Here is a 24,875-nt window from a genome sequence, read left to right on the forward strand (position 1 = left end):
GGTTCTAAACCACTAATTTAAGTTTTCAATTTTAACAGCATGATGCAATGAGGCTATTATGGGCAAGAATGTTGTGGTACTTGGTACCCAATGGGGCGACGAAGGTAAAGGTAAAATCGTTGACCTGCTCACAGATCAAGCGGCTGCGGTAGTTCGTTACCAAGGTGGACACAACGCTGGTCATACACTCGTGGTTGGTGGTAAGAAAACTGTATTACACCTCATTCCATCGGGTATTTTGCGTGAGAACGTACTTTGCTTAATTGGAAACGGTGTTGTACTTTCACCGGCTGCTCTAATTGAAGAAATGGACATTCTTGAAAAAGAAGGTGTTCCAGTTAAAGAACGTTTACGTATTTCTCCAAACTGTCCTCTTATTCTTCCAAACCATATTGCACTTGACCAAGCGCGTGAGAAAAAACGTGGTAACGCGAAAATTGGTACCACAGGTCGCGGTATTGGGCCGGCGTATGAAGACAAAGTAGCACGTCGTGCTATTCGCGTTGCGGACTTGGTTCGTGGCGGTGAAGCTCTCGTTGCTCAACTGACTGAATTGTTGGATTACCATAACTTCCAATTGACTCAATATTATGGTGTTGAAGCGATCAAGTTAGAAGATGTGATTGCACTTTGCGACCAATGGCGCGAAGTCGTTGCTCCACTGGTCGTAGATGTGACCACTGAATTACATAATTACCGTAAAAACGGCGAGAACATTATGTTTGAAGGTGCGCAAGGTTCACTTCTGGATGTTGACCATGGTACATATCCGTATGTGACTTCTTCAAACACGACTGCGGGTGGCGTAAGTTCAGGGTCGGGTTTAGGGCCGTTACATCTTGATTATGTACTTGGTATCACTAAAGCATATACAACACGTGTGGGTGCTGGACCATTCCCAACTGAATTGGTTTATGACGCTGCAAATGACGTAGGTGATGCAATTGGTAAGCACCTAGGTGTAATTGGTCATGAGTTTGGTGCTTCAACTGGTCGTCAACGTCGTTGTGGTTGGTTCGATGCAGAAATTTTACGCCGTTCAGTCGATGTAAACTCACTTTCTGGTATTTGCTTAACTAAACTTGATGTTCTAGATGGTTTGGAAGAAGTAAAAATCTGTGTAGGTTATGAAGCAGCAGATTCAGGTTGTGTCGGTTCATCCGATGCGCTTGCATTTGAAAGCTTAAAACCAATTTATGAAAGTATGCCAGGTTGGTCTGAATCGACAGTAGGTGCAACCGATGTTGCGCAATTACCTGAAAATGCGATTGCATATGTAAAACGTATTGAACAGTTAATTGAATGTCCAATTGATATTATTTCTACAGGTCCTGACCGTGCAGAAACAATAGTATTGCGTCATCCATTTGATGCTTAAGCTAAGTTAATCAAATATGAAAAAGCCTCGCTTAATGTGAGGCTTTTTTGAGTCAGCTATTTCTAAACACTTATTCTTTTATATATTTTAGGAAATTTTGGGGAGACTAAAGTTGCAACAAAGAATTCTGTTTAAATCATGCGTGCTTGTTAAAATACAGCATATAAAATGAAAAGCAGGCGATGCGGAATGCATAAAAATATTTCGGGAACGATTTTTTATTCCTTACTTTTTGCGATGGGGGGGACTCCAACGATTGCAATGCTGATTATTCAAGCACAAACGCAAGACCCAAAGATTATATATAGTGCATTTATTGGACTCACGGTGATTTTAGCGTGTATTTTGGTGCCTGTTATTCTTATTCAAAATGCTATTTTATTTTTTAAAAGAAAAAATGAGCAGCTTGAGCAGAAAATCAAACCACTTTGCCAAGTATATTTGGTTTTAAATGCATTTTGTCTGATTTATTGGCTTATTTTTCAGTTTCTTAACTAAGTACGTTTACATAAATGATATGAATGTGGATGCAATAATAATTTAAAGCAGAGCGACTATTACTTATAATCTGCTTAAAACTGATATCTATTTTCAAGGCGGAGATTATTATAATGAATAACAAACTCATATTAAGTTTGTGTGTGGCAGGCATAGTTACAATTTCAGGTTGTACGACAGTTGCTGACATGGCGGGGGCAGATTCAGCGACTCTCAATGTGGCAGCTGCGCAAGGTTTTAATAAAACCATTCAGGAAGCCAGTGCCAATAAAACCTTAGATACTTCATCTGCAACTTATAGACGAATTAATTCGGTATTTTCACGTTTAAAACCCTATGGTGATCAGATCAATCAAACGGGCCAAAAGTTTAACTGGCAATTGGCAGTTTTAAAGTCAGATCAAGTGAATGCTTATGTGGCACCCGGTGGTAAGGTTGTATTTTATACAGGCATTGTCAATAAACTGAATCTAACTGATGCTGAAATTGCCGCAGTGATGGGCCATGAAATGGTGCATGCTTTAGAAGAGCATTCCAAAAATAAAATTGGTGCACAAGCTTTAACAAATTTGGCTTTAAATATTGGACTGAGTGCTGCAGGCAATAATGTAGGACAACTTGGTGCTGCTGCTGCACAGTTGGGTTCACAAGTGGGTGTAGGCTTGCCTTATTCACGTAGTCTGGAAAGTCAGGCTGACCAAGGGGGATTGCTTCTTATGGCCCGTGCAGGTTATAACCCACAAGCAGCTATTACACTTTGGGAAAAGATGAATAAATTAGATGGTGCAGGTGGTTCATCATTCTTGTCTACTCATCCATCAAACAGCCAACGTATTGAAGCGATGCGTAAAAACTTACCTGCTGCACAAGCGATTTATAACAAGCGTTAATTATTGATTTGATCAATAAAAAAGGATGCGCTAAGCATCCTTTTTTATGCCATGCATTTGGCAGTAAAGTTAAAATTTTAGAACCAATCACAAGCTTACATTGTTGGCTTTTTCCGATTCGTGTAGAAAGCTGTGTATCAAAACTAATCTAAGGCGCTGGATTCGGTTGTTGGCGGTGAATGGCTTCAATCCCTTCTAAAATATCGGTAGACAATTCAATTTCAAATGCTTGAATATTCTCTTTCAGTTGATTTAAATTGGTGGCTCCGATAATTGTAGTATTGACAAAAAATTGTTGTTTAATGAAAGCCAATGACAGTTGTGTCAGAGTTAAATCATGTTGTTCTGCAAGTTGTGCGTATTGCTCGGTTGCCCATTCACTTTGTGGATTGCTGTAACGACTAAAACGAGAATATAAACTGATCCGAGTATTTACAGGACGTGCACCATGGCGAAATTTTCCTGTTAAATAACCAAATGCTAATGGTGAATAAGCTAGTAAGCCGATGCTTTCATGATGTGCAATTTCTGACATGCCTATTTCATAGGTGCGATTTAGTAGGTTGTAAGGGTTTTGTACACTCACGAATTTTTCCAAACCTAATTTTTCTGCCAAATGTAAGAATTTCAAAGTTCCCCATGGAGTTTCATTGGAAAGACCAATATAGCGAATACGCCCATTTTTAATTTCATGGCTTAAAGCTGTTAGTGTTTCTTCTAAAGCGGTTATCTCATCAGTATTCTGTGCTTCAGTGTTGCCATAACCCAATTTTCCAAAAAAATTGGTAGGGCGTTGAGGCCAGTGTAATTGATACAAATCAATATAATCAGTTTGTAAACGTTTTAAAGAACCATCAATTGCAGAACCAATGTCAGCAGCATTAAATCGTGTTTGTCCATCACGAATATGGCTACCGCCTTGTGAAGGGCCAGCAATTTTAGACGCGATAAAAAGTTGGTCACGCTGCCCGCGCTGCGCAATCCAATTCCCTAGTATCGTTTCAGTTGCACCTTGAGTCTCAGGCTTAGGTGGTACAGGATACATTTCCGCAGTGTCCCAAAAAAATAAACCTTGATCTAGTGCATATTCAAGTTGTTCAAAAGCATCTGATTGGGTATTTTGTTCACCAAAAGTCATGGTTCCTAAACATATTTCAGGCAGAAGAATACCCGTATTGGCTAAAGCTTTAAGTTGCATGCAGAATGGTCCTTTCATTTTTTCATGATCAAATTTAAAAATATCTCAAATAAAACGTGCTGATTTATCTATATGAGTTAAATCATAAATTGTTTTAGCATGGCTATAAAATTTACAAAATGATACCGATAAAATGAAGGCATAAAAAAAGCAAATCTTAGATCTGCTTTTTTTATGGCTTCATTTTATTAAATTGATATGAGCCCTTATTCTTCATCCTCATCTTTAATGAGGGAAGAATCTATCTCTTCTGAAGCCACATCAAAAATAAGAATGGCTTTGCCTTCTGTTTCGATCATGCCTTGTTCTTCAAGCGTTTTTAAAACACGTCCGACCATTTCGCGGGAACAGCCGACAATACGGCCAATTTCTTGACGCGTAATCCGAATTTGACGACCATTGGGTAAAATCATAGCTTCAGGTTGAGATGAAAGGTCGATTAAACAGCGTGCAATACGTCCAGATACATCGATAAATGCAAGGTCAGTCACTTTACGTGTGGTATTTTTTAAGCGACGTACGAGCTGTGCAAAAACGGCATAGCTTAAATCGGGATACTGTTTGCTCAATTCATGGAAATTCTCATAGCTTATTTCAGCAATTTCACATACGTCACGTGTGCGAACTTCGGCAGTACGTTGTGAGTTAGCTTCAAATAGGCCCATTTCCCCAAAAAAGTCCCCTGCATTTAAATAGGCAACCACAATTTCACGTTCATCATCTTCACGTAAAATAATAGAAACTGAACCTTTTAAAATTAAATACAGTGATTTAGATTCAGTACCTGCATCTACAATCGCAGTGCGCTTTGGGTAGCGGTTAATATAGGCACGTTTTAACAATGCTTTAACAGACTCTGGTAATTGACCAGGAGAAAGGGCGTCTGTACTGAGTTGTGAAAAGTTTGCAGTCATGCTAACGGTTTCCCGATTATGGATAAAATAATAGATCGCACAAGACCTAATCTGAACTTGCCATATAAGAGATGAAATTCCGTATCAACTCAATTTATGTTAGTGTTAAGGCACTTCGTAAATTTATAGATTTTTTTGGGTAGTTGCAATGCAAACAAGTGTTCATTGGCTAGAGAATGTTGCTTTTGAAGCAAAATCGGAAAGTGGTCATCAAATTGTTATGGATGGTGCGGAAGCCTATGGCGGTGAAAACCGTGGCCCACGTCCCATGGAATTGATATTAATGGGACTGGGTGGTTGTGCTTCCTTTGATATTGTGACTATTTTAAAGAAGTCTCGTCAAAATGTGATAGGTGTCATATGTGAGCTAAAAGCGGATCGTGCAGATACTATTCCTGCTGTATTTACTAAAATTCATTTACATTTTGTGGTCACAGGCAAAGAAGTAAAAGAGAAACAAGTGGCTAAGGCTGTCGAGCTTTCTGCTGAAAAATATTGTTCCGCCAGTAAAATGTTGTCAGATGGTGGGGTAGAAATTACTCATGATTTTGAAATTATTGAAACTGTGTAAAGCAAAAAATTCAAAATGGTGATTGATGATTAAATCACCATTTTTTTATAAAATTATAATGACTTTAGAGAACATCATTTTTCTATATTCACATTAAGCACAAATTTTGCATTTTTCATCTTAAATTTTTTTATTATTAAATAAAAACCAAAAACCAAAAACCAAAAACCAAAAACCAAAAACCAAAAACCAAAAACCAAAAACCAAAAACCAAAAACCAAAAACCAAAAACCAAAAACCAAAAACCAAAAACCAAAAACCAAAAAAGTTAATTAAATTTTTTAAATCAACAGGTGAAAATAACGAATTATCCCAGAGAGATTGTGGAAGGATATGTGAACTATTTTTTAAAATAGAATTTGATACATATCGTACTTAATTCAACTTGAAAAAATTATTCATTACACCCATATTATAAATAACTTCTATCTTTTTTATTATTAACTATTGAAAAATAAAATATTTTTTAGAAATCATATTGAAAAATAGCAAACCATTCCCATTTATTATTCAAGTACAAAATTTGTTGTGAGGAATAACAAAATGCGATTTGAAAAATTTACAAACCGCTTGCAGCAAGTCTTATCAGATGCTCAATCTTTGGCAATGACTAAAGACAATACCGCAATTGAAGGTATTCATATTTTATCTGCATTATTGCAAGAACCTGCCAATATTAGTTTATTACAACAAGCGGGTGCAAACTTAAGAGACCTTCAAACCAAGTTACAGCAAGCATTAAATGATGCAGCTATTCTTTCTAATCCAACAGGAGATATTAACCTGCATCCTGAAGCTGTCCGTGCTTTAAACTTAGCAGACAGTTATGCTCAAAAAGCAGGAGATGAGTTTTTATCGACGGATTGGGTTATTTTAAGTTTGGCTGAAACGGGCGTGACAAAAACTTTGCTCAACAGTGTTGGTGTTACAGCAGATGCTTTACGCAAAGCAATTGAAAATATTCGAGGTGGTGAACAAGTCATGAGCAATAACCATGAAGATCAGCGTGACTCACTAAATAAATACACCATTGATTTAACTGAGCGTGCGATGTCAGGAAAGCTAGATCCTGTGATTGGACGTGATGAAGAAATCCGTCGCACCATTCAAGTACTATCTCGTCGAACTAAAAACAATCCTGTGCTTATTGGTGAACCAGGCGTAGGTAAAACCGCTATTGTTGAAGGTTTGGCACAACGTATTGTTAATGGTGAAGTACCTGAGGGCCTGAAAGGTAAGCGTGTTTTATCTTTAGATATTGGTTCATTGTTGGCTGGCGCAAAATATCGTGGCGAATTTGAGGAGCGGTTGAAAGCACTGCTCAAAGATTTGGCAAAATATGATGGAGAAATCATCTTATTTATTGATGAGTTGCACACTCTAGTCGGTGCAGGTAAAGGCGATGGTGCAATGGATGCGGGTAATATGCTCAAACCTGCGCTAGCACGTGGAGAATTACGTTGTGTCGGTGCCACGACACTGGATGAATATCGACAATTTATTGAAAAAGATGCTGCACTTGAGCGTCGTTTTCAAAAAGTATTGGTGGATGAGCCAAGTGTAGAAGATACCATTGCAATCTTGCGTGGTTTAAAAGAAAAATATGCAACGCACCATGGCGTTCAAATTTTAGATTCAGCCATTATTGCTGCAGCGAAAATGTCACATCGTTATATTACAGACCGTCAACTTCCCGATAAAGCTATTGATTTAATTGATGAAGCAGCTTCGCGGATTAAAATGGAAATTGACTCTAAACCTGAGCCACTTGATCGTTTAGACCGGCGTTTGATTCAATTAAAAATACAGTTAGAGGCGGTGAAACAGGATGCTGATTCAGTCAGTAAAGCCGAAGTTTCACATCTGGAAAAACAGATTCAAGATGTTCAACGTGAATATAGTGATTTGGAAGAACAATGGATTTCCGAGAAAAGATTGGTAGAAGGAACCAGTCAAGCGCAAGTTGAGTTGGAAAAAGCACGCACTGCTTTTGAAAAAGCCCAACGTGAAGGTGATTTGGCAGAAGCAAGTCGTTTGCAATACGGTGTAATTCCTGAGTTGCAAAAACGTTTAGATGCTGAAGAAGTGATAGAGGAAAGCAATGAAGAACCTAAACTGATTCGGACCAAAGTGACTGAAAATGAAATTGCAGAAGTAGTCAGCGCTGCCACGGGTATTCCAGTGACAAAAATGCTGCAAGGTGAACGTGAAAAATTACTTCAAATGGAAGACTTCTTACATCATCGTGTTGTTGGACAAGATGAAGCTGTAATCGCTGTATCAAATGCAGTTCGTCGTTCACGTGCAGGTTTATCCGATCCTAATCGTCCAAGTGGCTCATTTTTATTCCTTGGGCCGACAGGTGTGGGTAAAACCGAATTGACCAAAGCATTGGCAAACTTCTTATTTGACAGTGATGATGCCATGGTGCGTATTGATATGAGCGAGTTTATGGAGAAACATTCTGTAAGCCGTTTGTTGGGTGCACCTCCAGGCTATGTGGGTTATGAGGAGGGCGGCATATTAACTGAAGCCGTACGTCGTAAACCCTATAGTGTCGTGCTCTTTGATGAAGTTGAAAAAGCACATCCCGATGTCTTTAATATCTTGCTACAAGTTTTGGATGATGGACGATTAACAGACTCTCAAGGTCGCGTGGTTGATTTTAAAAATACAGTGATTGTTTTGACTTCTAACTTGGGTTCTCAAGACGTGCGAGAATTGGGCGATAATCCAAACGAGGAAGATGTTCGCACAGTCGTCTTGGAAGCTGTTTCACAGCATTTCCGTCCAGAATTTATTAATCGAATTGATGAATTAGTGGTGTTCCATTCATTGAAAAAATCACAAATTCGAGGTATTGCCGATATTCAATTGAATCGTTTACGCTCACGACTAAGTGAAAAAGAGATGCGTCTTTCTGTAGATGATAGTGCTTTTGATCAATTGATTGATGCTGGTTTTGACCCAATTTATGGTGCGCGTCCATTAAAACGAGCTATTCAGCAACAGGTTGAAAATACTTTGGCTCAAAAAATCTTAAAAGGTGATTTTGTACCAGGGGATACTATCTCAATCACCAGTGAAAATGGTCAACTCATTTTTGAGAAAATGAAATTGAGTTAACTGCATGGTTTAAATAGGCATAAAACCTAGCTTCGGCTAGGTTTTTTTAATAAAAATATTGAAAAAGACTTTTTTAGTCAAAACATGACAAAATTTTTCATTTTTTTATGTAAAAAGAACCTAAGTCCTTTATTTAAAAAATAATTATCATAATTGAATAATTCTCTCTATACTTTATTTGAATAACAAATAAACAACGTGAGATAAAAAATGTCTAAATTAAAGTGGGGTGTTGGTGGAATATTTACGCTTGCTGTCGCAGCAGTAGGGGGGAATCTTTATGCGGATAAAAATTTAAAGACTTATTATCAGCAAGGGAATCAACAAGCCAAAAATCTGAGTGTAAAATATCAGAACTTTCATATGGGGTCATTAAAAGGTCATGCTGATTGGACAGCAGAATTGGTGCTCGATCCGTGTAAGCCAAAAGACCTGATTAAATTTAGTGGTCAAGATACGATTAAACGTAGTTGGAATGGCTATTCCGTTCAATCTGATATTAAAATTACTCAAGCGCAGGGTTCGCTTCAATCTCTCTTAAAAGAACCGCTCAAAGCAAAAACTACAATCAATTGGTTAGGTACAATGCATACTGCATTAACCACACCATTCATCTCTCGTAATGAAGCTCAAATACAATCCAGATTAGAGCCAATTACCTTAGAATTTCATGCCAAACAGATCAATCAACAATTAAAAATATTGGATTTACAGCTTGAAATTCCGAGTCTGAGCGTTATTGATGCCAACTCAAATTTTCAAATGACAGGACTTAAACTAGAAACCAATCAAGGTCTGAACGGCCAATATCTAGAATCGGGTAAAACCAAAATAAAAATGGATTTACTCAAAATGTCTAGCCGTGAGACTAAAACTCCGATAAATGCTGAACTTAAGAATTTGAGCATAGAAACTCAAAGTGAGCTAGAAGAACGTATTTTAAATACCAGTACGTCGCTCAAACTTGATGAAATGACAATGCCTTTTGTACCTGCCATGCAAAATCTACAGCTTAATTTTAATGTCACGAATTTGAATAGACAAAAACTACAGCATTTTTTCGATCTTGTCGTCAAAGGTGAAAAAAGCTGTTTGGCGAAAGAAAAATTGGTGCAAGATATCGAACCTGCTTTGTTGGCCGTCATCAACGAAGGCTTTTATTTCGAATCTAAGAATAATCAATTTAAGATGGGCAAGGGTGTCGCCAAAGCCAGTATGAGTGGTCGGATTATGCCAAGTCATCAGTCTAATTTGATGGGTATGGTTAAAATGATGCCAAGTCTCATGGAATATAAAGCCGATGTCGAGTTTGATAAAAATATCATGTCGAGTGTCATGAATAATTATATGGCAAAAGCAGGCAGCCCAATGACTGAGCAAAATCTTGAAAATATGTTGTCTACAATGCAGCAGTCTGGGCAAGTAAAGCGTGATGGAGATACTTTAAAAATGTCGCTCGAATATAAATTTGGGGAAAAGAAATTTTTAAATTAAAGTGAAATTTAAAAAAAGGGAAGAATGTTATATTCTTCCCTTTTTCTTGCTGTATATCGGGAAATTTAGAAAGTGATTGTTGTTATATAAAATACTTGCTAGCTTGCATTATAAATAAAAACAAGGACAGTCTCCATCATGAAGATGAGCAATAAGAAAAACTGTGGAACACAGTGGTATAAATCATTTATCAGTACAAGTTTACTTCTTCTCGTGTGCTCTTTCAGCAATGCAAAAAATGCTTTGCCGGATGATCAACTTTCGGAATTAACCAGTAACTCAAATAATGTAGATTTGAAAAGTATTCAGCGTGCGCTTAGAAGTATTGATCAACCTTTAGAAAAACAGCAACAAGAAAGTGAACATTTAATTGATTTGAATGTTCACAGTATTCAACCACAGTCTATGGATGAAGCTGTCGTGCTAGAGTATCAATTACAAAAGAAAAGAATGGTTGAGCAAGCCAGTTCGAATGAAAAGAGGAACGCAATTTTAGCGATTATCGGATTATTCGACACGGACAATACATCAGATAACTTAAAGCGATATCATGATGATGGGATTACCGTAGAGATGATGCGCTAACGCGCACTTCATCTCTGGGCAATTAAAAATTAATTTTGAGGATGTTTGATTTTCCATGCACGATGAATTTTAGTATTACGTTTGAAGTCTAAACCAATCGTTTCACTGGTAATTTCTTGTACATCAAAGAACGCCAAAATTTCTTCGTCCATTTCGAAAGCACGATAGTTATTTGAAAAATACAACGTTCCATCGGTCGTTAAACGATTCATTGCACGTTTAAGGAGCGATAAATGATCACGCTGAACATCAAATGTGCCATGAAATTTTTTCGAGTTAGAGAAAGTTGGAGGATCAATGAAAATCAGCTCATATTGCTCATGACCTTCTTTTAACCATTCGAAACAATCACTTGAAAAGAACTGATGTTGCTGGTCAACATGATCGACGGTCAGACCATTGAGGACAAAGTTTTCTTTAGACCAATTTAAATAAGTATTGGATAAATCCACGCTGGTTGTGCTGGCAGCACCACCTAAAGCAGCATGTAAACTTGCAGTCGAAGTATAACTGTATAAGTTCAATACATGTTTACCTTTGGCTTCCGCCGCAATACGTAAACGCATTTGACGATGATCCAAGAATAAACCTGTATCTAAATAGTCAGTCAGATTAACCAAAATTTTGGCTTTGCCTTCTTGAACAATAAAACGTTTAGACGCAGTACTTTGTTTTTCATACTGAGTTTTACCTTCTTGACGAGCACGAGTTTTAATAAAGATCGCATCACGCCCTAAGCCTGTAACCGCACGAATCGAAGCTAAAGCTAAATTAAAACGCTTTTTTGCTTTTTCTGGATCAATGATTTTAGGTGGCGCATATTCTTGAACATGCAGGCGATCACCATACAAATCGACAGCCACATTAAAGTCAGGCAAGTCAGCATCGTATAAACGTAAACAATAAATATTGTCTTTCACAGCCCATTTTTTCAAGGCTTGCATATTCTTTTGCAAACGATTGGTGAAGTCTTCAGCACCTTCAATCGGATCAAACTGCTGAGTTTGCCAAGTGGTTAAAAAGGGTTGGCTTACTGTGGTGGGTTTAATGGTACCGAAACGGATATAAATTGGTAATTTACCATTCATTAAACGTAAAAGTTGTGGATCATTAAATGCCAAGACATCAGCTTGTTCAACTTGTGACGCAATCACTGCCGCATATTGATTGGCAAAGTTTTTTTGCAACAGCGCAGACAAACCTAAATATAAAGCACGGTTTGAAGCTTTCTCACCTAAGCGTTCACCATAAGGTGGATTGGTCACCACAAATGCAGTTTTACCTTCAGATTGGAAATCAGGCCAATCTGCAAGGGTGCGTTCTTCAATTTTGATCTGATCAAGAACCGATTCAAATCCTGCTGCAATAATATTTTGCTTGGTCGCTTTGACTGCTTCCCAATCTGCATCAAAAGCATAGAAACGTGGTAGCTGTTTTTCTAATGCCGCTTGATGACGTTCAGCCGCTTCATTTTTGATGGACATCCATAAATCATGGTTATGTCCATTCCAACCATTAAAGCCAAAACGACGTACTAGACCTGGTGCTCGATCTGTCAGCATCATCAGTGATTCAATAATAAACGTACCTGAACCACACATTGGATCTAAAATAATATCGGGATTACGTTCTATTAACTTGGCTTTCTGTAAAATGGCTGCTGCCAAATTTTCTTTAATCGGGGCATCGGTCATAAAGTGACGATAACCACGCTTATGCAAAGAATCGCCAGATAAATCTAAACAATAGGTATGCTGAGTTTTACCTGCGAGCACATAAAGCGTAATTTCAGGCTGCTTAATATCTACACTTGGTCGTTTACCCACCGCTTCCATAAAGGAATCGACCACACCATCTTTGACACGCAAAGTGGCAAATTGGCTATTTACTCGAATATCACGTTCTAAATGAAGGCGAATGGCAAAGGTACTTTGTGGTGCAAAAATGAGTGACCAATCAAAATTCATTGCACCTTCATATAACTCTTCTGCCACATCACGTGCATCATGAGTGAATTCAAGCTCATGAGTGTGAATAGGCGTAAGTACACGAGAAGCCAAGCGAGACCACATGCAAATACGGTATGCATTTTCTAACGTGCCTTGGAAAACTAAACGTCCCGGAAAGCGTTCAATATTTTGAACACCTAAACCTTCCAATTCTTCTTGGAGTAAGGTTTCAAGCCCATCTGCACAGGTGACCCAATATGTAGAAAGACGTGGTTTCGAATTCATGCAAATTTCCAAAAGCAGTTAAGCAATCGAATATTTTAACGTATTTTAGCGGATAAAAGTTTTTAAATTGGAATAAAGAAGTAAGTCAGATTGAAAAAATTAATATTTTATTCATTTAACAAATAGAAGTGGTATATATTTTGCAGTCTCCAGTGTAGAGAAATGCATCACTTAGGTGATTTTGAACAAAATGCATGTTTTTAGAATTTTGATTTAACAAGGGGATGTTAAATGAAACTTGTAAGTGGAAGTGGAGATGCAATTCATCCTGAATCTTTTTCTATTGCAACACTCGTGTATGCGCGATTAAGACGAGTCACGGGTCGGGTAATTGATGTAAAGTATTTAGTGCAAGATCAAGTCTATGCCCAATATGTGATTGAATTAGCGACATCAACTCAGGATTTGGAACTCAATCAACATGCAATGCGGTTGCAGGCTTTAATGGGGCTTGGCGAAAAAATACAACACGTTGTATTACCAGAAATCCCGCAGCAAGAGGATGTGATTGAACCTGAAATAACCGAAGAAGAAATTTATAAAGCCCAAGTATCTCATCATTATATTGGTGCATTACGTTAAGTTTTAGGCTCAAAATACTCCAGATTATTTTGAGCCTAACTATACATTTATCGTTTATGCATGGGTGCTGCATCATCTTTAAATCGTCAATTGAAGTTGATTGAGTGAACTGCCATCTTTAGGGGAATTCTGTATAATACGTTGACTTAACAATAAGGAATCTCTCATGCACTTGGCGGCATTGCATACTCCGAGCCAGATTCAACTCAATTCACAGGGTAATCTTAAACATTTCTTGACTATTGATGGTCTGTCTAAAGAAACCCTGACCAAAATACTTGATACAGCCCAATCTTTTTTTAATGAACAAAATCAATTGATCACCCTACCTTTACTTGAAGGTCGTACGGTGATGAATTTGTTTTTTGAAAATTCGACTCGTACCCGTACCACATTTGAAGCGGCAGCCAAGCGTTTATCGGCCAATGTATTAAACATTGATATCGCACGTTCTAGTACATCTAAGGGTGAAACTTTACGCGATACTTTGTGGAATCTTGAAGCCATGGCAGCCGATATTTTTGTGGTCCGTCATTCATCTTCAGGCGCAGCACATTTTATAGCGCAAACAGTTTGCCCACAGGTTGCGATTATCAATGCAGGGGATGGTCGTCATGCTCATCCAACCCAAGCGATGCTCGATATGTTAACGATTCGCCGTGAAACTAAAAAGCCATTCGAAGCTTTGAGTGTTGCTATTATTGGAGATATTAAACACTCGCGTGTAGCACGTTCAGATGTTGCTGCATTGCAAACTCTAGGTTGTAAAGATATTCGCGTTATTGCACCGAATACATTGCTCCCTTATGGTTTTGAGGAATATGGTGCAGATGTTCGCCTGTTCAATAATATGGAAGCAGGCATTCAAGATTGTGATGTCATTATTACTTTACGGATTCAAAATGAACGAATTGACTCACCTGCATTAGCATCACAAGCTGAATTTTACAAAATGTATGGTTTAAATAAAGAACGTCTAGCAATGGCAAAACCTGATTGTATTGTCATGCACCCGGGGCCAATGAACCGTGGTGTAGAGATTGATTCCAGTATTGCAGATGGGCCACAAGCTGTGATTTTAAATCAAGTGACCAATGGGATTGCAGTGCGTATGGCTGTACTTGCACTTTCGATGCAAGGTCAGTTGCAAGAGAAGGGTTTAATTGAAGCGATTGCGGGATAATAAAAAGTCATGAGTATAGTCAAAATTGAAAATGTACGTGTCCTCGATCCAATCAAACAAAAGGATAGCGTAGAAACTGTCTATCTAGCACATGGTCAATTGGTTGCAGCTACAGATCAGGTAGATGAAATTATTGATGGTGATGGTAAATGGCTTATGCCAACCATGGTTGATTTGTGCGCACGATTACGTGAACCAGGACAACAACAGCATGGAACCTTGAAGTCTGAAGGAAAAGCGGCACTTGAAAACGGTATTTTGCATGTCTTTACTCCGCCAGATTCAAAACCGATTGTGCAAGACAATGGCGCCCTGATTCATGGCTTGGTTGACAAAGCGATGTTGGATGGCGGTATTTATTTACAAGTGATTGGTGCCCAAACACAAGGTTTGCAAGGTAAACAACCTGCCAATATGGCTGCTTTGAAAAAAGGCGGTTGTACTGCTGTGTCTAATGCTAACGCACCTTTTGCAGATGATGATGTGGTCTTAAGGACTCTAGAGTATGCAGCAGGTTTAGGGATGACGGTTGTGTTTTATGCTGAAGAACCTCAAATTGCAAAAGATGGTTGCGTGCATGAAGGTTTTATTGCATCACGACAGGGTTTACCCATGATTCCAGCTTTGGCAGAAACCGTGGCCATTGCAAAATATTTATTGATGGTCGAAGTGACCAAAGTACGTGCACATTTTGGTTTGTTGTCGTGTGGTGCTGCAGTTGAATTGATTCAAATTGCAAAAGCCAAAGGTCTGCCTGTAACTGCAGATGTGGCAATGCATCAATTACATTTAACTGAAAACTTAATTGATGGTTTTAATGCTTTAGCTCATGTACGCCCACCTTTACGTGCTGAAAAAGACAAACAACTTTTACGTCAAGGTTTAAAAGATGGCATCATTGATGCGATTTGTACGCATCACGAACCACTCAGCAGTTCCGCAAAATTGGCGCCGTTTGCTGAAACTGAGTCAGGTATTACCGCTTTTGATACTTATGTTGCATTTGGTATTCAGCTGGTGAATGAAGGTCTATTTGAGCCATTGGAATGGGTAGAAAAAGTTACGCTTGCACCAGCAAAAGTAGCCAATATGGTTGATCGTTGGGTGAAAGAGTCTGGTTGGGCTTTGGTTGATCCTAAACTAGAATGGTTAGTCACTAAAGAATCGCTTCTTTCTCAGGGTAAAAACACACCGTTGATTCATCAGAAAGTGGTTGGTAAGGTCATTCAAACATTTACAGCTTAATTGAGTTAAGTTTTTATCAAAGTCAGCTTCGGCTGACTTTTTTTATTGAAGAAAAATAATAGTATTCAAGTTATACAATTATTTACATTGTTTAAAAAATCACCCGATAAACTACAAATATCCATGAAAAAAACAGAATAAGAGGAATAATCAATGAATATTAATTTAATCGATTTACTTAAGCAGAAAGTTTCTGCGGTGGTGTTAGAAGGTGAAACCGAACACCTCAGTGAGAAAAGTCAGGCTTTAAGCAGTTTTTACCCGATATTGCTGTCTATTTTTAAATCTAAACCTGAACTAATTAGCAATGTACAAAATCAACTTAATCCCAGATTGTCAGATATTTTTAGCGCCAATCCTGCATTAAAAAATCAATTTTTAGAACAGATTTCAGGAACTGTTCCTACAGCCGTAATTGAATCTACTTTAAACAGATCGATTGCACCAACGCTTGGCGTTTTAGAAGAAGAGGCAGGGTCGAGTGAGCCGAATGCAATTGTTCATTTAATTGAAACGCATTGGAATGATGTGTCTAATGCTTTACCGCATTGGGCACTAGCATTGTTAAGTGCTTTAGGAATCAGCACAGCATCTGGACATTCTCTGCATCAAGCACCTGAAACAGAGCCTTATCCAGTTGTTGAAGAAAAAAAGAAAACTGGCTTTTTACTGCCATTAATTGCTTTAATTATTTTAGCCGCACTACTGGCTTTAATTTTTAGAGCGTGTTCAGATAAAAAAGAAACTGAACCGACAACGATGGCTACCCAAACGGCTGCCAGTGAACCTGCGAAATTACAATTAAGCACGGGTGCAACAGGGGATTTAACCACTTGCCAATTGTATTCGGGTAATGCAAGTTATGTTGATATTTTACAACAAAATATCAAGCAAATCTTTAATCATAATTTAGGCTGTGGTGCAGAAACGACTGCAAATTATCATACGGAATTTATTGATCAAGATGCTATTCCAAGTGTATTAAAACTCGTAAAAGGTGTGCCGAATGCTTCATTAACTTGGATAGGAAATCAACTTTCTATTCAAGCGGCTAATCCTACTGACGCTCAGCAATTGGCGGCAAAAATGCAACCGCTTGTTAGAAATATGACAGTGACTACACCTGCGGCAGATATGGCAGCCAGTATGCCTATGGATAACAATACGGCAATTACCAGTGGAAATAACAATGCTGAAAAAGCCTTAGCTGAAATTAATCCAGATAATATCCGTGCCTTAGATGTAGCAACGGCACTGAATTTACAAATTATTAATTTTGATACCGCCAGTGCTCAGATTCCAGATGCTAATAAAGCAATTTTAGATCAAGCTGCGGGATTAATGAAACGTGCCCCTCAGGTTAAATTAACAGTTAAAGGCCATACAGATGCGGTAGGAAATGCAAACTCAAATAAAACTTTATCGCAAAAACGCGCTCAAGCAGTGGTCGATTATTTGGTACAACAAGGTGTAGATCCTGCACAACTGCAACCAGTGGGTTATGGTCAAGAACAGCCTGTAGCGGATAATGCAACCCCTGAGGGTCAATTTAAAAATCGACGTATAGAGTTTGAGGTTTTAAATACTGAAACCGGTGTGGTCCGTGAAGTCAATGATGAAGGGATCAAGCAACAATAAATAAGAGATTTAAAAAAAACTCTGTTTAATAACAGAGTTTTTTTTAAAATATTACTTATGTTTTACGTTTTAAATTTATTTGTAGATGAATATGAGAATAGAAAACATTTATATTTTAAAGCTGCAAAGTTATTTCTAAATTGAAACAACGATGATTAAGATGCTGCCCTGCTTCAATCAGATGTAAAGAGGCTATACGCTCGTGTTTTAATCAAACGAGAGAAGTGATCAGTATTTAAAAAAGTAAATTATTAAAATAACAAACTTCTCTGATCCCAATGAAAGAATGTTAAAGAAAAGGAAGAATTGATTCGTAGTTTCTTTATTGGCATGCTGTGCTTAATCTGAAAGTGTGAAAACAATATGCATATTAGTTTTATTGGTGCAGGACGAGTTGCGAATCAACTTGCTTGTGCTCTAAATGTCCATCACCAAATTATTCAAATTTGTAGTCGAAGCCTTGAGTCTGCACAGACACTGGCGATTAAAGTAAATGCAACGGCTACGTCGAATATTACAGAACTTAATCCCGAAATTGATTTGCTGATTATTGCTGTGAGTGATTACGCGATTGCTTCGGTGATAGCAGATATAGCTCCACAATTGTCTGACGTTCTGATTGTGCATACATCAGGAAGTACAGATATTGAAATTTTAACCCAAGTGCATGCACGATCAGGTGTATTTTATCCGTTGCAAACTTTTAGTTTAGGGAGAGAGGTAGCTTGGTCCTTAACACCATTATTTATAGAAGCACAGCAGCCAAAGGATTTGATCCTATTACTGGATTTAGCAAATCAATTGAGTCAACGAGTTTATCCATATAATTCTGCACAACGTCTAAGTTTACATTTAGCAGCAGTATTTGCCTGTAATTTTACCAACTATTGTTACGATATGGCCAAGCAAATTGTAGATACTCAACACGTTGATTTTTCATTGCTTTATCCATTGATTTTAGAAACAGCCAATAAAGCACTCAGTAATGATCCTAAGCAAATGCAAACTGGGCCTGCCATGCGTGGTGATCTGAATATTTTGAATATGCATGAACATATGTTGAATGAAGAACAACGAGACGATTTAAAACAGGTTTATACATTGTTGAGTCAACAGATTTTGCAATCACATCAGAAATAATCTGAATTCTCAATTAAATCAAGCAATGTACATTCTGAATTTATCTGGAGAGCAAAATGGCAAAGGATTTTAAGAGTCAATCCGTGGTTGATGGTTATGATTTACATATTCGTAAACTCATTCCAGGTTATGAGGTGGTTCATCAGCAAATTCAAGCTTTATTAAAAACCTATGTGAAAGAACATGCGCATATTTTGATTGTGGGTTGTGGAACGGGCTATGAGCTGGGTTATTTATTGCAACTATTTCCGCACTGGACATTTACTGCGACTGATCTCTCTACAACTATGCTGGAGAAGGCAAAACAATATATTCAGCCCTTAAATGCCTCGCATCGAGCTCAATTCATTTTAAGTGATGTTACCGAGTTAAAAAATGAGCAATCTTATGATGCTGCTCTCTCTATTTTAGTCACACATTTTGTCAGCTTTCAGGATAAGTCAAATTTTTTTGAAGCCATTTATGAAAGTTTAAAATTGCAGGGCATTTTTATTACTTTTGATTTAACTCAAATGCAGTCAGAGCAAGAATTGGAAACGCTAAAAAATGTGGTCGAAATAAATGGCTTGAGTAGCGCGCAATCTACAGCCATGATTCGCCGTTTAACTGATGACTTCTATCCTCTTTCATCTCAGGAAACAAGTGATCAGCTCAATAAAAGCGGTTTCAATTCAATCATGCCGTTTACCCAAATATTGGCCTATCAAGGTTTTATTGCTTTTAAAAACTAAGTTTTTAAAAGCCAAGCAAATAAAAAATGGCTCATATTGAATGAGCCATTTTGATTAATTTTATTTATTTGATTTTCTTAAACAGAAAATCATTAATTTTATGACCTTCCTCTAAGCCACGTCGTTCAAATTTGGTTTGCGGACGCCAATCTGGACGTGGATAGCTATTGCCTTTACCTGCCATATTTTCAAGGTTCGGACGATTATCTAACACATCTAGCATCCATTCAGCATAGGGTTCCCAATCGGTAGCCGCGTGGAATGTACCACCCATTTCTAATTTTTGTTCAACCAGTGGCATACGTTCATGTGAAACAAAACGGCGTTTGAAATGACGTTTTTTTTGCCATGGATCAGGGAAATACAGTTGTACTGCGTTAATGCTGTCATCTGGCATTTCACGTAAGACTTGAATGGCATCGGCATCAAGCAAACGTAAATTGGTTAAATCCGCCATGCTTGCTTCATAAACACACTGGGCGATACCAGGAATATGCACCTCAATACCGAGGTAATTGCGTTCAGGGTTGGCTTTAGCCATCATGACTAATGAACGACCCATACCGAAACCAATTTCCACCGTTAAAGGGCGTTCTGGATGTTCAAAATGTTGGCGTACATCAGCGACAGGATATTCCAAAATTAAGTGAGCGTATTGTTCAAGCGCAGTACGTTGAGAGGTATTGAGCGGAGAAGAACGACGCATGAAAGTAACAATTTCACGATGTTCATTCAGGTTATCCAGCTCGACGACTTGCTGGTCTAATTGATCGTTCGACATAACTTTGGCAAATGTAAAAAATTTCAATGCGGTATTTTAAGTGTTAAGAGGTGTAAGTCAAATTTTTTACTTCACCGAATCGAATTAAATGAAGAAATCAGGGGTTAAAAAAAAGAGCCACGAGAGGCTCTTTTTAAAATCATTAAACTTAATTTGGATTATAACGGTCAATCAAGACATTGCTGGCTTCATTTAAACCAATGATATTCACTGTAATATTTTGATCTGCAAATTTCTTTGTCACATTATTTAGCATATTGACTGATGTAATATCCCAAATATGCGCATGCGTTAAATCAATTTCTACATGAGAAATATTTTCCTTAAAGTCAAAAAAATTAAAAAATTTGTCTGAACTACTAAAGAAAATTTGACCTGAAATCACATAATAACGTGTACTTGGATTTAAAAGGGTAGAGCTAACCTTGACTTCGCTTTCAAGTTTATTGACCAAAAATAGAGCTGAAAGTAAAACGCCTACTAATACGCCGAGTGCAAGATTATGCGTAGTGAGTACCATGATGACGACCGTGAATATGACGATATTACTTTGTTTCGGGTGCTTAGAAAAATTTCGTACTGAATCCCAATTAAAAGTGGTAAATGCCACCATGATCATAATTGCCACTAAAGCCGCCATAGGAATATAAGCCAGCCAGTCTTTCAGAAAAACCACTAAACACAATAAAAATACACCAGCAACCAACGTTGATAAGCGAGTACGTGCACCTGAAGATACATTAATAATCGATTGACCAATCATGGCACACCCTGCCATGCCACCCATAAAGCCACTGACAATATTGGCAAACCCTTGACCACGACATTCTTGATGACGGTCCCCCTCAGTTTCAGTGATTTCATTGACAATGGTTGTCGTCATCATGGTTTCTAATAAACCAACAGTTGCCAACGTTATAGAATAAGGAAAAATAATTTTCAGCGTTTCAAAATTGAGTGGAATTTCAGGAATCAGAAAAATAGGCAAGGTGTCAGGAAATGTGCCTAAGTCACTGACTGTACGCATATCTGAACCGATGAAAAGTGTAATCAGACTTAAAACAATAATACAAATCAGGGGAGAGGGAATCAGTTTGCCAATTTTAGGCACGTGCGGAAATAAATAAATCAGCAACAAGCCTAGAGCAACAAAAAAATAGCCTAAGCTATCCATTTTGCTTAATTCTGGAAGTTGTGCGACAAAAATTAAAATTGCCAGTGCATTTACAAAGCCATACACCACAGACTGAGATACAAAACGCATCAATTTGGCGACTTTAAAATATCCTACTATGACCTGAATGATCCCCGTTAAAACGGTTGCCGCGAGTAAATACTGTAAACCATGGTCTTTAACTAAAGTCACCATCAATAAAGCCATTGCACCCGTCGCAGCAGAAATCATGGCGGTGCGTCCACCAAAGAAAGCAATGCTTACTGCTATACAGAATGACGCATACAGACCAACTTGCGGATCGACCCCAGCTATTGCTGAGAAAGCGATAGACTCAGGAATAAGTGCTAAACCGACCACCAAGCCAGCCAATATATCGGTACGAATATTGGAAAACCATTCTTCTTTTTTCAGACTAATCACGAGATTAATTTTCATCAAACTTTAAAGTTAGGTATGTTAAAACATCTTTAGAGAAAAAAGCAGGGCAGATAGACTTGAAAAAACCTCAATTTTAGACAATATTCAAAAGGTAAATATTTTTTATTCATTGATGCTTTTTTGCAATTTACAGGTTCGATCACTTGAAAGTTTGTTAGAAGAGATTTAAAACAGTTAATAGTTAAATAACAAGGATCAAATATGAAGCTTTATTATGCCCCTGGCGCGTGTTCACTAGCATCACATATTATTTTAAATGAAATTAATGTCGATTTTGATTTAGAGCGTGTAGATTTAAAAACCCATAAAACAGAAAAAGGGGCTGACTATTACGCCATTAATCCCAAGGGCTATGTTCCAGCATTAGAAATTAATCCTGGCTTGATTCTCACCGAAAATGTAGCAATTTTACCCTTTTTGGCACAGCATGATCCTAAACAAGATTTGATTCCACCATCTGGCTTAGGTCGTGCCAAAGTTTTAGAATGGTTAGGGTACTTAAACTCAGAATTACATGATGCATATGCCGTTTTCTTTGGCGCACCGTTGTCTGCTGAAGCAAAAGAAAAAGCCTATGCAGAAATTGATCGTTTACTGACACACATTGATAAAACTATTAATGAATCAAATAACGATTATTTGGTTGATGATAATTTTGGTCCAGCCGATGCTTATCTATTTGTACTCACCAATTGGTCAAATCATATCGAACATGATTTAACACCCTATATTCATATTGTAGCTTTGCGCAATAAAGTTGCAGGGCGTCAATCTGTACAAATTGCAATGCGTGATGAAGGGCTTATTCCTTAATCCAGTTTTGATTGGAAAGCACCTGAGGGTGCTTTTTTATTTGATCTAATAAAAAATATTTGTATCTGCTTTCGGCATCATAATTTTAATTTTCTTCACTTTTTTTTAAATGTCTTTGAAGTTTCATAATCTATAAATTTAATATTATTGATTTTTAATCAATAATATTTTGCATTATTGAGAATTTTTATCAATAAAAAAATTGAGTATATTGACTGTCGAAACCAATTATTCAGAGTAAATCATGCTTAATATCTTGATTATTAATGGCGCAAAAAAATTTGCACATTCAAATGGAGAGTTAAATGACACTTTAACGACCTTAGCTCAACAGGTGTTGGTTGAATTAGGACACATGGTTCAAATTTCACGTGCAGATTCTAACTATGATATTCAAGAAGAAATACAAAAATATATTTGGGCAGATGTTGTCATTTATCAGATGCCGGGCTGGTGGATGGGTGCGCCTTGGACGGTCAAAAAATATATTGATGATATTTTTACGGAAGGACATGGGACTTTATATGCCAGTGATGGTCGATCACGAAGTGATACTTCTAAAAAATATGGTTCAGGTGGACTTATTCACGATAAAAAATACATGCTGTCACTCACGTGGAACGCACCTAAAGAAGCTTTTACCCAAGCCGATCAGTTTTTTGAAGGTGTGGGGGTAGATGGTGTTTATTTACCATTTCATAAGGCCAATCAATTTTTAGGAATGCAAGGTTTAAACACTTTCATTGTGCATGATGTGATTAAAATGCCAAATGTTGAGCAATATGAAAGTGAATATCGTCAACATCTTATAGATCTTTTTGCCTAGCGGATAAGCAATAGAGAATAAATTATGTTGACGATTATTGCTGAAATTCAGATTCGTTCTGGGGCGAAACATTATGAAAATGTATGTCAAGCATTTAAAAAAATAATGCCGATAGTATTGTTAGAGAAGGGGTGTTATGGCTATGAGTTATTGACAGATTATTTAACAGAGGTCGATTTTCAAACCAAAGTGCCTGACTCAATTACCCTGTTAGAGCATTGGGAAAGTATGCAACATTTGAATGCTCATTTAAAAACAGCGCACATGCAAGCTTATCAAGAACAGGTCAAAGGTGATGTGATAGGTGTGAAAATAAGGATTATGCAAAAGGGGTTGCATATATAAATTATTTTAAACACGAATTGAATGCTTAAATAAAAAGGCGAGATTAATCGCCTTTTTTATATTTACTTGAATTTACTTAAAGAAATAACCAGTTTCGGGTGAGCTCGCATTAGCCATGCGTTTACGTGGCATACGACCCGCTAAATAAGCTTCACGTCCAGCTTCAACCGCTTTTTTCATCGCAGATGCCATTAAAATAGGATTTCGTGCAGCAGCAATAGCCGTGTTCATGAGTACGCCGTCACAACCTAACTCCATGGCAATAGCAGCATCGCTAGCCGTTCCTACGCCAGCATCAACCAGTACAGGAACTTTAGCATTTTCTTTAATAATTGAAATGGTATGCGGATTTAATATGCCGAGTCCTGAACCAATTAAACTGCCTAAAGGCATAATTGCGACACAGCCCATGCTTTCTAACTCTTGAGCTACAATTGGATCATCCGACGTATAGACCATAATTTCAAAGCCATCGTCAATTAAAGTGCGTGCTGCTTTTAAGGTTTCGGTAATATTGGGGTAAAGTGTTTTTTCATCTCCCAGCACTTCCAGTTTAACCAAGTTATGACCGTCTAAAAGTTCACGTGCAAGCATGCAAGTACGGACTGCGCTATTGGCATCAAAACAGCCTGCCGTATTCGGTAAAATGGTATATTTTTCAGGGGGTACAACAGAGAGTAAATTCGGTTGATCAGGATGTTGTCCAATATTCACACGGCGTATTGCCACGGTTACAATTTCTGCGCCACTGGCTTGAATGGCTACATCAGTTTCAGTTAAATCTTTATATTTACCTGTACCGACTAGCAAGCGTGAATTAAAAGTACGAGAACCAATGATCAATGGGGTGTCTTGCATAAGAGCTCCGAATTAGCCGCCGCCGACGGCATGAATAATTTCAATATGATCTTCAGCGCAAATGAGAGTCTGTGCCAATTTGCTTTTAGAAATGATCATTTCATTGTGTTCAACTGCAAAGCGTTTTCCATCTAATGCCAATTCTTGAATCAAGTCTAAGAGGGTATGACACGTGGTATTTTTTGACTCTCCATTTAAATAAATATGCATGTGATTCTCCTGTTCCACTT

General features: G+C 37.8%; 23 protein-coding genes. 16 read left to right on the plus strand and 7 right to left on the minus strand.

Annotated elements, in window-relative coordinates; all coding sequences use genetic code 11:
• The first annotated feature begins 58 nt into the window (after positions 1-58).
• The 3 genes from GA0116959_RS10105 (at position 59) to GA0116959_RS10115 (ending at position 2,766) form a co-directional block, all read left to right on the plus strand.
• Positions 59-1,378 carry an adenylosuccinate synthase gene (locus tag GA0116959_RS10105; protein ID WP_053578189.1) on the plus strand — a complete coding sequence of 440 codons (1,320 nt, stop codon included), beginning with the start codon at positions 59-61 and terminating at the stop codon, positions 1,376-1,378.
• Between the two features lie 189 nt (positions 1,379-1,567).
• Positions 1,568-1,876 carry a hypothetical protein gene (locus tag GA0116959_RS10110; RefSeq protein ID WP_092720596.1) on the plus strand — a complete coding sequence of 103 codons (309 nt, stop codon included), beginning with the start codon at positions 1,568-1,570 and terminating at the stop codon, positions 1,874-1,876.
• Between the two features lie 113 nt (positions 1,877-1,989).
• Positions 1,990-2,766, plus strand: a complete 777-nt coding sequence (locus tag GA0116959_RS10115) for a M48 family metallopeptidase (protein WP_053578187.1) — start codon at positions 1,990-1,992, stop codon at positions 2,764-2,766.
• A 148-nt stretch (positions 2,767-2,914) separates the two neighbouring features.
• On the opposite strand, the gene GA0116959_RS10120 is transcribed toward GA0116959_RS10115, so the two are convergent.
• Complete coding sequence (locus GA0116959_RS10120; protein WP_092720597.1) at positions 2,915-3,964, minus strand: NADP(H)-dependent aldo-keto reductase; 1,050 nt, start codon at positions 3,962-3,964, stop codon at positions 2,915-2,917.
• A 206-nt stretch (positions 3,965-4,170) separates the two neighbouring features.
• Positions 4,171-4,878, minus strand: a complete 708-nt coding sequence (gene crp, locus GA0116959_RS10125) for a cAMP-activated global transcriptional regulator CRP (protein ID WP_053578185.1) — start codon at positions 4,876-4,878, stop codon at positions 4,171-4,173.
• Positions 4,879-5,026: 148 nt separating this feature from the next.
• Here crp and GA0116959_RS10130 point away from each other — a divergent pair, with 148 nt between their 5' ends.
• From GA0116959_RS10130 to GA0116959_RS10150, 4 genes are all read left to right on the plus strand, one after another.
• The gene (locus tag GA0116959_RS10130) at positions 5,027-5,449 is read left to right on the plus strand and encodes an OsmC family protein (protein WP_092720598.1); all 423 of its coding nucleotides are present in this window, start codon (positions 5,027-5,029) and stop codon (positions 5,447-5,449) included.
• Positions 5,450-5,992: 543 nt separating this feature from the next.
• Positions 5,993-8,575, plus strand: coding sequence for an ATP-dependent chaperone ClpB (clpB, locus tag GA0116959_RS10140; RefSeq protein ID WP_092720600.1), 2,583 nt, complete (start codon positions 5,993-5,995; stop codon positions 8,573-8,575).
• Between the two features lie 210 nt (positions 8,576-8,785).
• The gene (locus tag GA0116959_RS10145) at positions 8,786-10,069 is read left to right on the plus strand and encodes a DUF945 family protein (RefSeq protein WP_092720601.1); all 1,284 of its coding nucleotides are present in this window, start codon (positions 8,786-8,788) and stop codon (positions 10,067-10,069) included.
• A 138-nt stretch (positions 10,070-10,207) separates the two neighbouring features.
• Positions 10,208-10,654: a hypothetical protein gene (locus tag GA0116959_RS10150; RefSeq protein WP_092720602.1), complete on the plus strand. Its 447-nt coding sequence runs from the start codon at positions 10,208-10,210 to the stop codon at positions 10,652-10,654.
• Positions 10,655-10,683: 29 nt separating this feature from the next.
• Here GA0116959_RS10150 and rlmKL read toward each other — a convergent pair whose 3' ends face one another.
• Positions 10,684-12,888: a bifunctional 23S rRNA (guanine(2069)-N(7))-methyltransferase RlmK/23S rRNA (guanine(2445)-N(2))-methyltransferase RlmL gene (gene rlmKL, locus GA0116959_RS10155; protein WP_092720603.1), complete on the minus strand. Its 2,205-nt coding sequence runs from the start codon at positions 12,886-12,888 to the stop codon at positions 10,684-10,686.
• A 231-nt stretch (positions 12,889-13,119) separates the two neighbouring features.
• On the opposite strand from rlmKL, the gene GA0116959_RS10160 reads away from it, so the two are divergent.
• From GA0116959_RS10160 to GA0116959_RS10185, 6 genes are all read left to right on the plus strand, one after another.
• Positions 13,120-13,470 (plus strand): hypothetical protein, encoded by a 351-nt coding sequence (locus GA0116959_RS10160; RefSeq protein ID WP_092720604.1) that lies wholly within the window; start codon positions 13,120-13,122, stop codon positions 13,468-13,470.
• 166 nt (positions 13,471-13,636) lie between these two features.
• A complete protein-coding gene (locus tag GA0116959_RS10165; RefSeq protein WP_053578178.1) occupies positions 13,637-14,653 on the plus strand; it encodes an aspartate carbamoyltransferase catalytic subunit in 1,017 nt (338 codons plus the stop codon).
• 9 nt (positions 14,654-14,662) lie between these two features.
• Positions 14,663-15,898, plus strand: a complete 1,236-nt coding sequence (locus tag GA0116959_RS10170; RefSeq protein ID WP_092720605.1) for a dihydroorotase — start codon at positions 14,663-14,665, stop codon at positions 15,896-15,898.
• 153 nt (positions 15,899-16,051) lie between these two features.
• On the plus strand, positions 16,052-17,536 hold the full coding sequence (locus tag GA0116959_RS10175; RefSeq protein WP_092720606.1) for an OmpA family protein: 1,485 nt from the start codon (positions 16,052-16,054) through the stop codon (positions 17,534-17,536).
• A 363-nt stretch (positions 17,537-17,899) separates the two neighbouring features.
• Positions 17,900-18,676 carry a Rossmann-like and DUF2520 domain-containing protein gene (locus GA0116959_RS10180; protein WP_092720607.1) on the plus strand — a complete coding sequence of 259 codons (777 nt, stop codon included), beginning with the start codon at positions 17,900-17,902 and terminating at the stop codon, positions 18,674-18,676.
• 56 nt (positions 18,677-18,732) lie between these two features.
• Positions 18,733-19,407, plus strand: coding sequence for a class I SAM-dependent methyltransferase (locus tag GA0116959_RS10185; RefSeq protein WP_092720608.1), 675 nt, complete (start codon positions 18,733-18,735; stop codon positions 19,405-19,407).
• 64 nt (positions 19,408-19,471) lie between these two features.
• Here GA0116959_RS10185 and trmB read toward each other — a convergent pair whose 3' ends face one another.
• A complete protein-coding gene (gene trmB / locus GA0116959_RS10190; RefSeq protein ID WP_092720609.1) occupies positions 19,472-20,188 on the minus strand; it encodes a tRNA (guanosine(46)-N7)-methyltransferase TrmB in 717 nt (238 codons plus the stop codon).
• 148 nt (positions 20,189-20,336) lie between these two features.
• Positions 20,337-21,785, minus strand: a complete 1,449-nt coding sequence (locus GA0116959_RS10195) for a SulP family inorganic anion transporter (protein WP_092720659.1) — start codon at positions 21,783-21,785, stop codon at positions 20,337-20,339.
• Positions 21,786-22,004: 219 nt separating this feature from the next.
• On the opposite strand from GA0116959_RS10195, the gene GA0116959_RS10200 reads away from it, so the two are divergent.
• From GA0116959_RS10200 to GA0116959_RS10210, 3 genes are all read left to right on the plus strand, one after another.
• Positions 22,005-22,616: a glutathione binding-like protein gene (locus GA0116959_RS10200; protein WP_092720610.1), complete on the plus strand. Its 612-nt coding sequence runs from the start codon at positions 22,005-22,007 to the stop codon at positions 22,614-22,616.
• A 244-nt stretch (positions 22,617-22,860) separates the two neighbouring features.
• The gene (locus tag GA0116959_RS10205) at positions 22,861-23,442 is read left to right on the plus strand and encodes an NAD(P)H-dependent oxidoreductase (protein WP_092720611.1); all 582 of its coding nucleotides are present in this window, start codon (positions 22,861-22,863) and stop codon (positions 23,440-23,442) included.
• 24 nt (positions 23,443-23,466) lie between these two features.
• The gene (locus GA0116959_RS10210) at positions 23,467-23,787 is read left to right on the plus strand and encodes a putative quinol monooxygenase (protein ID WP_092720612.1); all 321 of its coding nucleotides are present in this window, start codon (positions 23,467-23,469) and stop codon (positions 23,785-23,787) included.
• Positions 23,788-23,859: 72 nt separating this feature from the next.
• On the opposite strand, the gene GA0116959_RS10215 is transcribed toward GA0116959_RS10210, so the two are convergent.
• Positions 23,860-24,645 carry a thiazole synthase gene (locus GA0116959_RS10215; protein WP_092720613.1) on the minus strand — a complete coding sequence of 262 codons (786 nt, stop codon included), beginning with the start codon at positions 24,643-24,645 and terminating at the stop codon, positions 23,860-23,862.
• A gap of 12 nt (positions 24,646-24,657) precedes the next feature.
• On the minus strand, positions 24,658-24,855 hold the full coding sequence (gene thiS / locus GA0116959_RS10220; RefSeq protein ID WP_053580222.1) for a sulfur carrier protein ThiS: 198 nt from the start codon (positions 24,853-24,855) through the stop codon (positions 24,658-24,660).
• Between the last annotated feature and the right edge of the window lie 20 nt (positions 24,856-24,875).

This window comes from Acinetobacter albensis (assembly GCF_900095025.1).
GTDB lineage: Bacteria > Pseudomonadota > Gammaproteobacteria > Pseudomonadales > Moraxellaceae > Acinetobacter > Acinetobacter albensis.